The sequence below is a fragment of the Pseudomonas sp. H11T01 genome (assembly GCF_048515765.1).
Lineage (GTDB): Bacteria > Pseudomonadota > Gammaproteobacteria > Pseudomonadales > Pseudomonadaceae > Aquipseudomonas.
The window spans coordinates 1-8,161 of sequence record NZ_JBLYED010000031.1 but is presented as its reverse complement, the minus strand read 5'-3'; the positions used below and the strand labels follow the sequence as shown (position 1 = coordinate 8,161).

The 8,161-nt window shown below is 54.0% G+C and carries 3 protein-coding genes and 3 pseudogenes; 4 read left to right on the top strand and 2 right to left on the bottom strand.

What is annotated here, in order from left to right; genetic code table 11:
- Window positions 1-138: 138 nt before the first annotated feature.
- Window positions 139-885 (top strand): annotated as a pseudogene (locus tag ACN1C3_RS28315) (reverse transcriptase domain-containing protein); the annotation flags it as partial.
- 567 nt (window positions 886-1,452) lie between these two features.
- On the opposite strand, the pseudogene ACN1C3_RS28310 reads toward ACN1C3_RS28315, so the two are convergent.
- Window positions 1,453-2,535, bottom strand: a pseudogene (locus ACN1C3_RS28310) (recombinase family protein); the annotation flags it as partial.
- A 340-nt stretch (window positions 2,536-2,875) separates the two neighbouring features.
- Here ACN1C3_RS28310 and ACN1C3_RS28305 point away from each other — a divergent pair.
- The 3 genes and pseudogenes from ACN1C3_RS28305 to ACN1C3_RS28295 all read left to right on the top strand — a co-directional run.
- Window positions 2,876-3,565, top strand: a pseudogene (locus ACN1C3_RS28305) (group II intron maturase-specific domain-containing protein); the annotation flags it as partial.
- A 289-nt stretch (window positions 3,566-3,854) separates the two neighbouring features.
- The gene (locus ACN1C3_RS28300) at window positions 3,855-4,613 is read left to right on the top strand and encodes an AAA domain-containing protein (protein ID WP_419119031.1); all 759 of its coding nucleotides are present in this window, start codon (window positions 3,855-3,857) and stop codon (window positions 4,611-4,613) included.
- The gene (locus tag ACN1C3_RS28295) at window positions 4,610-6,178 is read left to right on the top strand and encodes a hypothetical protein (protein WP_419119030.1); all 1,569 of its coding nucleotides are present in this window, start codon (window positions 4,610-4,612) and stop codon (window positions 6,176-6,178) included. Before ACN1C3_RS28300 ends, ACN1C3_RS28295 begins: the two co-directional genes overlap by 4 nt.
- Before the next feature lie 350 nt (window positions 6,179-6,528).
- On the opposite strand, the gene ACN1C3_RS28290 is transcribed toward ACN1C3_RS28295, so the two are convergent.
- Window positions 6,529-7,998: a hypothetical protein gene (locus ACN1C3_RS28290; RefSeq protein WP_419119029.1), complete on the bottom strand. Its 1,470-nt coding sequence runs from the start codon at window positions 7,996-7,998 to the stop codon at window positions 6,529-6,531.
- Window positions 7,999-8,161 lie beyond the last annotated feature (163 nt).

Sequence of the window (8,161 nt, the reverse complement as noted above, 5' to 3'; positions counted from 1 at the left end):
TCGCGCGAATTACCCTGGGAGATCTGCACGCTTGCCACAGTGCTACCGAGCGTCGAGAGGCGACGGGATGAACGTGCAGAAGTCAGCCGAGGCCGTAGTAAGTGGCGAATAACCCCGTCACCAAGGGCCGAACAGGTTATGCCGCCAGTAGGCGTCAAAGTCTCGTTGAATACCGAAATGCAGAAATTTCTCCCAGAGAAGACTGTTACTCCAAGTCCCGGACAGAATCCGAGGATGACGGCTGACAGCGCACAGGTATCAGCGGCGTCTGTGACGTGGACGAGCGCGGAGCCGGAAACGCTGATGGCGCGGGTGCTTGCACCGGCCAACCTTAGGCGTGCGTATCAACGCGTGGTCAGCAACAAGGGCGCACCGGGTGCCGATGGCATGACGGTCGCCGACTTGGCGGGCTACGTGAAACAGTATTGGCCGATCCTCAAGGCTCGGTTGCTGGCCGGTGAGTACCACCCGCAAGGTGTACGCGCCGTCGAGATCCCCAAGCCCAAAGGTGGCACAAGACAGCTGGGCATTCCCAGCGTCTTGGATCGCCTGATCCAACAGGCACTGCTGCAACAGCTGACGCTGATCTTCGATCCGCTGTTCTCGGATTACAGCTACGGCTTTCGTCCGGGCAGAAGCGCTCACCAAGCCATTGAAACAGCCCGCACCCATGTGGCAGCGGGTCACCGCTGGTGCGTGGAACTCGATTTGGAGAAGTTCTTTGATCGGGTTAACCACGATGTATTGATGGCCTACATCGAGCGTCAAATCGAAGATAAACGTGTGCTCACGCTGATCCGTCGTTATCTCGAAGCGGGAACGATGTCGGGCGGGATCGCCAGTCCACGGCAGGAAGGGACGCCGCAAGGCGGCCCGCTTACGCCGCGTACGATCTTGCATACTTTTTTCTCTGGTGCCTGAGCCAGTCGACGTCTCGCTGGCGTTGAACCCCGGATCCGGATCAACCCGGAACACCACCAAAATTTCGTCCTTATGAATTTCGACACGTTTGACCAGGCCGCGGATGATCTCGCGTTTCGTGACGAAATCCACAGCACCCAATCGGTCATGGACCGCAGCGGCAAACTCTTCGAGACGATTAATGACGAGAAACAGCTCGCGTTGACCCACCTGATGACGCCGTGACTCCTGAATCTGCTGATCAAGCTGTTCCAGACGGCTCTTCAAGTTTCGCATCTTTGGATCAAAGTCCATTTTGTCGATCATACCTTCGGCATAACTATCGATGAGCCGCGACTTGCCTTTCTCGAGTTGCAGTCGTTGTCGTTCCAGTGCGGCAGTATCAGGGGCTGTTTTTTCTTTTTCTTCGAAGATTCCCAGCCGACGTTCATATTCATTCTTTAGTCTTCCAGGATGGGCGAGCAGCTCAATAACCTGCTGCCACACCAGTTCATCAAGACGATCCGTTCGTATTTGCTGATTATCACAGACGCGTTCGCCACCAAAGCGGTAGGCATCGGTTCCAATGCAACGATAATAGGCATAGTTCCGACGTTGGCCTTTGGCCGCTGCCTTGCTGACTTTTTTACCGTAATAGGCGTAGTGACAATGGCCGCAAACGGTCAAGCCCTGAAGCAGGTAAACTGCACCATGACCGCGCTGACGAGCCGATTTGCGATTTTCGGCAAGTTGTTCCTGAACCGACTGAAATAACCCTTCGCTGACGATTGCCGGTACGGATATCTCGACCCACTGACTTGGATCCGTACGTACGGTTGAATACCCCTTCCTGGGCACCTCCGCACTGTGGCGTTGTGCGCGTATCCGAGGTAAACGATCACGCGCCTGTGTTTTACCGAAAGCAGCTCGTCCCATGTACGCTGGATTTTGTAATAACCCCCACACGGTACTGCGATCCCAATACGGTTTACCTGAAGCGGTGACGGTGCCAGTAGCACCAAGACGCCGCACCACTTCGCCAATGCTCAGTCGCTCCATCCCAATCCATTGAAAGATGGCTCTGACCGTCGCCGCTTGCGCCAAGTCGATAACGTACTGTGCGGGTGCGCCATCAAGTTGCTTACGAATGTAGCGATAACCGTACGGCGCAGTCGACAACACATTGATGCTGCCGCGTCTGGCTCCATGAAGCTTGCCGCGACGATGGCGCTCCATGATTTTGGCCCGTTCATACTCCGCAATCATGCCCTGCATCTGCAGCAGCAACGACTCCTCTGGCGTGACGCCAATGGCATGATTGAGGAACACAACCTCTACGCCGCACGCCGATAGTTCTTCCATCAGCAAGGCCTGGTGAGCATATTTTCGCGACAGCCGGTCTGGGGACAGGACGTAGAGACGATCGACCAAGCCAAGTGCAGCGCGGTCTCTGAGCCGTTCCAATTGTGGGCGAATCAGCGTCGCGCCGCTGACGCCTGCATCGACAAAGTGCATGTCTTCAGCAACCTGGGCTCCATCAGCCACGATCCGCTCTGTCAACGCGGCAATCTGGCTTTCAATCGTGCCGCGTTTAGCCTGTTGATCAGAGGATACCCTCGCATAGAACGCCACCATCACAGCCTGGCTCATTGCTCACCTCGCTTGGCAGCACGATGTTTTTTGACAGAGGGTTGAGATTGTGGCGATTCTGAAGAAACCCGCGTTTCTGTCGGTTTTAGCTGCTCATAGACCCTCTCGAGCTGTTCACAAGAGAATCGATTTGGCTCAAAAGCCAGACGAATACGCCAGATCCGCGGTTTTCGGCTCATGACTGAAGTCTCCCGTCAGTGGGGGCGATGACCTCAATGACGAGAACAATCTCGACGTCGGGGCATCCCGCATACCTCGGAGCAAAACTCTCCCTGGCGATGCGCAGCCCCCATTTTATCCGAGAGTAGTTTGCTCTATTGTTGCCGGCGCTCTCTCGCCGTTGCTGTCGAACATCTTGCTCAACGAACTCGATCGTGAGCTGGAGCGGCGGGGTCATCGCTTCGTGCGCTATGCCGACGATGCGAACATTTATGTGCGCAGTCATCGTGCAGGCGAACGGGTCATGGCCAGTGTTGAGCGCTTCCTGACTCAGCGTCTGAAACTGACACTGAATCGGGAAAAGAGCCGAGTGGCACGGCCTTGGGTCTGTGATTTTCTGGGCTATGGGATGAGCTTGCATCGACAGCCGAGATTAAGAGTGGCGACGATGAGTCTAAGCCGCTTACGCGATCGACTCAGAGACCTGCTGCGTGGAGCGCGGGGCCGAAAGTTATCGGATGTAATCGAGCAACTAAACCCTGTACTGCGCGGATGGGCTGGCTACTTCAGGCTCAGTCAAAGTAAAGGTCCCCTTGTAGAGCTTGATGGTTGGGTGCGTCGAAAACTTCGTTGTGTCGTATGGCGCCACTGGAAGCGGCCCTCTACGAGGGCCCGCAACTTGATGCGTCTAGGGCTCAACGAAGCTCGTGCTTGTAGCTCAGCATGCAATGGCCGAGGCCCATGGTGGAACTCGGGAGCATCCCACATGAATCAGGCGCTGCCAAAGAAGCGATGGGATGCACTGGGGCTGGTCTCGATACTGGATACGATTAACCGGCTTAGCCGCATAGCCTGAACCGCCGTATACGGAACCGTACGTACGGTGGTGTGAGAGGACGGCGGCTGTGAAGCCGCCTCCTACTCGATCTACAAAATTACTCCCACATTTACTCCCACGGATATCTTGGATCTTGGTAGCGCTGCCATCTGAGAGGCGTATTTGCGCCACGCCAGGCGAATTGGCTATCGCAATTCAGTCAGCACGGCGAGTTTTGCTGGTGGGGGATCATCGACAATTACCACCACACTATACCAAGCAAGTTGTACAGAGGATTGCAGCAGACTTGCTATGGCGGGATCGCTCCATGCTGACCCGTAGTGACTTCGAGCGCGCTTTCGAATCCAGTTACGGACGGCAAGTAGGTGCGACCCTGCGCACGCAATACCGAATGGCACCGCCTATTGGTGAATTAGTGTCGGCTTGCTTCTACCCTATACCGTTGGCGCCAGGTCGTGGTGCCCCTGTGGCTTGGTTTGATCAATTGCCTGACCCCCTCCGCGCAGTCGTAACCTGGATAGATACTTCTGAGGCAGGGCGCGAATCTTACGACCGTCCGAAGAACCCAGGCTTCGACAACGCCTATGAAGCGCGCGAGATAATTGATCTGTTGCGTTCGATATGCACCAGTGGAAACTTTATTCAAGAATTGATGCAGGACAGCTCTGAGGATGAGAAACCTATCGGTGTGATCTGCATGTACGTGGAACAGAAAAAGTTGCTCCAGCGGCTCCTAAGTGAGCAGGATTGGGCGACCGGTTACCGAAGGCTGATCAAAATAGACACAGTCGACAGTTATCAAGGCAAAGAGAATCGAATAATTATTGTATCCACCACGCGTAACAATAGATTGTACGACCAAGGTTTCCTGAGCAGTATTGAACGCGTGAACGTTGCCATTTCACGCGCGATGGATCGGTTGTTTATCATCGGTGCAGCACGGATGTGGCGCGAGCGGAATCAGGAGGCACCCATGGGCCGGGTTCTCGCCTACATCGAACAGCATCGAGATGGTAATGCGTTTGCCATTGTTGAGACATCAGGCATCACCGGAGGGCGGTCATGATCACGGTCGAAGAAAGTCAACTCCAAGAGCAGCTTGCTGTCGACGAGATCACATTTGCCATTCCAGCACAGAGTTTCGGAATTTCCTGCGCAATTAGCGCTGAGGAGACGCTGCCGGTGGTCACTGAGTTTGCGCTCCGTATAGCGTACGTATGCGGTAGTCTTAGTCCGGCTCAGATTCAGGATTTCTTCGGATTCTCAAACAAAGAGGTTGATGCAGTCATCCAGGCGTTATTGAGTGAGCGACTAATCAAGTGGAATGAAGAGCATCTAGAGCTGACCAACTATGCGTTGACACGTTTCCAGGATAGCTCCGACAACCTCCCACGGTTTTTCAAGATTCAGGACTGGAGCGCGGAGGTTGTGTTTGACCTAATCAGCTTCAGCCCGGCAGCCCGCCCTTCAAGAATAAGACGCGTGCGTTCACAGGTCGAACTTGCTACGCGTAATTTTGACAAACAGTCGCGCACCCTTCAATTTGCAGAGCAATCTTTCCAGCAGAACTTCCGCCAGATATGTACAAAAGAGAAGGCTGAGATCTACAAGATCAGTGCGATTGATCCGGGCGAGCGCTTTAGCATTCCTCTGTCTTGTACATTTCACCTCGACTTAGATGGGCAAATGAGTGTCGTAAGAAGTATTGACGATAAGAGTTTTGGCAGTCGGCTTGAAATCTCCGAATCGATCACAGATGCGCTCGCCAATCAGGAGAGGGGAAGCAATGAGAGCTTGAGAGAGTTTATTCGCATCTTTGATGATAAGCTTCTAGGTCGGTATGTTTCAGATGATACTTTTGACCTACGGCGTTATGTACAGCAAATTCATCTCACGAAGCTGGGTGGTTACGACGATGATCGGGTGATGCCATTGCTGGGTGCTTTGCATTTGCCAAGTAACACTGAGCTATTGCTGGACCGTATTCAGGCCGAATTGAAGCGAGCCGACCAGGCCGAATCAGAGGATTTGGATGTCTGCGAGGATCCAGAAGATCGGGATGGCAAGGTAAAACCAAAACTAAACTGGGATGCCTTGTGGTGCGCACCTAAATCGACGCTCTGGGCGCGTTCGCGTAGCGCCCGTCAACTAGCCCAAAAGCTGGACCGATCGCTCATGCCTCACTCCGATGGAGCCTCCCCACAACGGGGAGGATTGCGCGTACTCCTCCCAGTAGAACAGGGGGCACCCCGTGAGCGGCTTGCTACCTATGTGGATCAGTTTCCGCGGCTCTATGCGGGGAAGTTTTCTCTGATGGAGGGCAATCTTGAGGTGCTGCTCATACCGGGATGTCTGGTCTGTGCATTGTTTCACTTCCATCTAGCTCACCAGTCCATAACGATTCCTATAGGTTTTTTGTCCTCCCACCCGGATCACTTACGCACGATTACTGCATTGCTGTCTCGGCAGATCAGCATGAGGCCTGACACGATCTCGGTCATGAAGGAGGAGGGTGGTTCGGCTGCGGTCCAAGACTTGCTCGCTCTGGTCGATCGGCTATCCAATTCGAGTGAGGTAGTGACTCCGACTAGGAGTGGCCGGCCATTGTTAAGTTTGAAAAAAACATTGTGAGTATCCAGCTCTATTAGCCTCTAGAAAACAACCCCGAGTTCCCCGGGCCCACGGGGATCGTCACCATTTAGGTGGGATTACATGTGAAATCGAAATTCTGGTTCAGTGTCATCCCCAATCCTGCAAGCGGACCCCATGCGCCAACGAAACTCTTACCCCAACGCTTCAAAGCTCAGGTCGTCCAGGAACGCCTCCAATCTGCGCCGCGGTGGCCAACGTTGCCTTGCCACGGTATCAACGCCAGCGTCGTGAGCAAATGGATACCTGTCCACCGCCCCCGTCATCCTCCCAACCGCTTGCTTTCATACCATTGATGGTCGAGGTCAATCGTTATCCGGAGGTATCGGTGATCATTGAGCTGCCTCGATTCTATTCAGAAGCTCAATCAAGGGAAGGAGCGGCGTACTGGTGAAGCTATTGCGTATGTACCCGTCACGGCCGCCCCACTGATCCACAGCCTTGGCGACGGGCGCTTCGTCAATAGGGATACCTTGATCGAGCCAGTGACAGAGAAGTTCGGTTGCTGACTCACTGGCTTTTTCATTGTCGGAACACAGACATACCAGCGTTGAATTCATGAGCCTGGTCGATGGTGGGGTATCAAGTTTTCGGAGCACCTCGAAAATTCCGCTCACATCACCCGTTGCGTCACTGTCCAGGTGCTGCAACATCATCTGGGTTGTTTCCTCAAAATGGTGACGCAGAATCAGGTTGATTACACAACGTAGCGAATAGCCCTTCGCTTTGCTCAGAAGCACTTCAAGCTCATCTCGTGTCATCGGAAGGTATTCGCAAATATTCGCGGCGAGATGATTGATCCAAGTCGAGGTGTGTAGAAGCGCGCGCTTGACCTCCTCACGGTTGATCGGCAGGGCTGCGACTTTCTCCCAGGCAGGAGGTGCTATATCAACCGCAGGCAGAAAATCGAACATCGATTCGCATGCATCTGTGTCGAGTATATGAAGCACTTCTCTGGCTTCTTGCGCCAGAGCATGCACGTCGAGAGGGATCAGCGCCGCAACGGCTTTCATCGTCGAATGCACGGCAGGCTCGTCGTGAGCTTGCGCCCAAGAGTAAAGGTCGCTGACTGGCACCGTCATGAACCCAGATGCACTCATCAGTCCGGCAAATTGAGGGAACGCACGACGATGCCTTTGCTCAAGGCCTGCCGGAGTTTTGTTGTTTATAAAAGCCGTGGCGATTGAGCGGCAGGCGTAAAGATTTGCCTGTCTCCAGCTAACTCCCACCGAGGACAGAGTGACAGGCGAGACGGCTCTTTTAGCTTCCGGCAAGGGCGTTGGTAACTCTTCGATCCCTCGGGATCGCAGGATATGGTTGATTTGAAATATGAGATTTACGGTTCGGAGTTTCTCGTCGTTAAGCTCATACTCAGCAAAGGATCTGATCCGATCATCCGGCTGCGCCTTCAATGCCGCCAAAGCAACACGTTGCACCAGTTCGCGGTCGCTGCGGTCTTTATTATCGAAAATATCCCGGATGTTGAATGGCTCTACATTCGGCAGCAACTCCTGCAGTGCGACGGCTATGGCCGTGGCGTCATAATGGGAGGAGTCGCAGCTGACGGCCGTAGCCCATGCTACAAGCTTGACTGACGAATCGAATGCCTCAAGTTTTGATGCAGCTTCGGCTTCAACGAGGTGGCTCGCTTTTGCGCCGACGTCCGAGAGTGCGATGCCTATGCTGAATTTGTCGCTCGCACCGTCCTCGATTGTTTTAAATGATTGTCGTATCAGCTCTTGCGTCCACCGATCAGAAACCAGGATCTCTTGATGTCCAAGCAAGGCAAGGGCTGGCTGCAATTGTTGTGGGCGCCCCGAGGTATGTCGGCTTAAGTACCAGCCCTTTCAAGGTGTTTTCCCTTTATGGGCCTTCAGCACCCGATCGGTCGACACATGAGCATTCGCAGCCTTTCCCTCCAACCATTCCTTGGGCTTGGCGATTTTGGGACCGCGTATGCTTTTG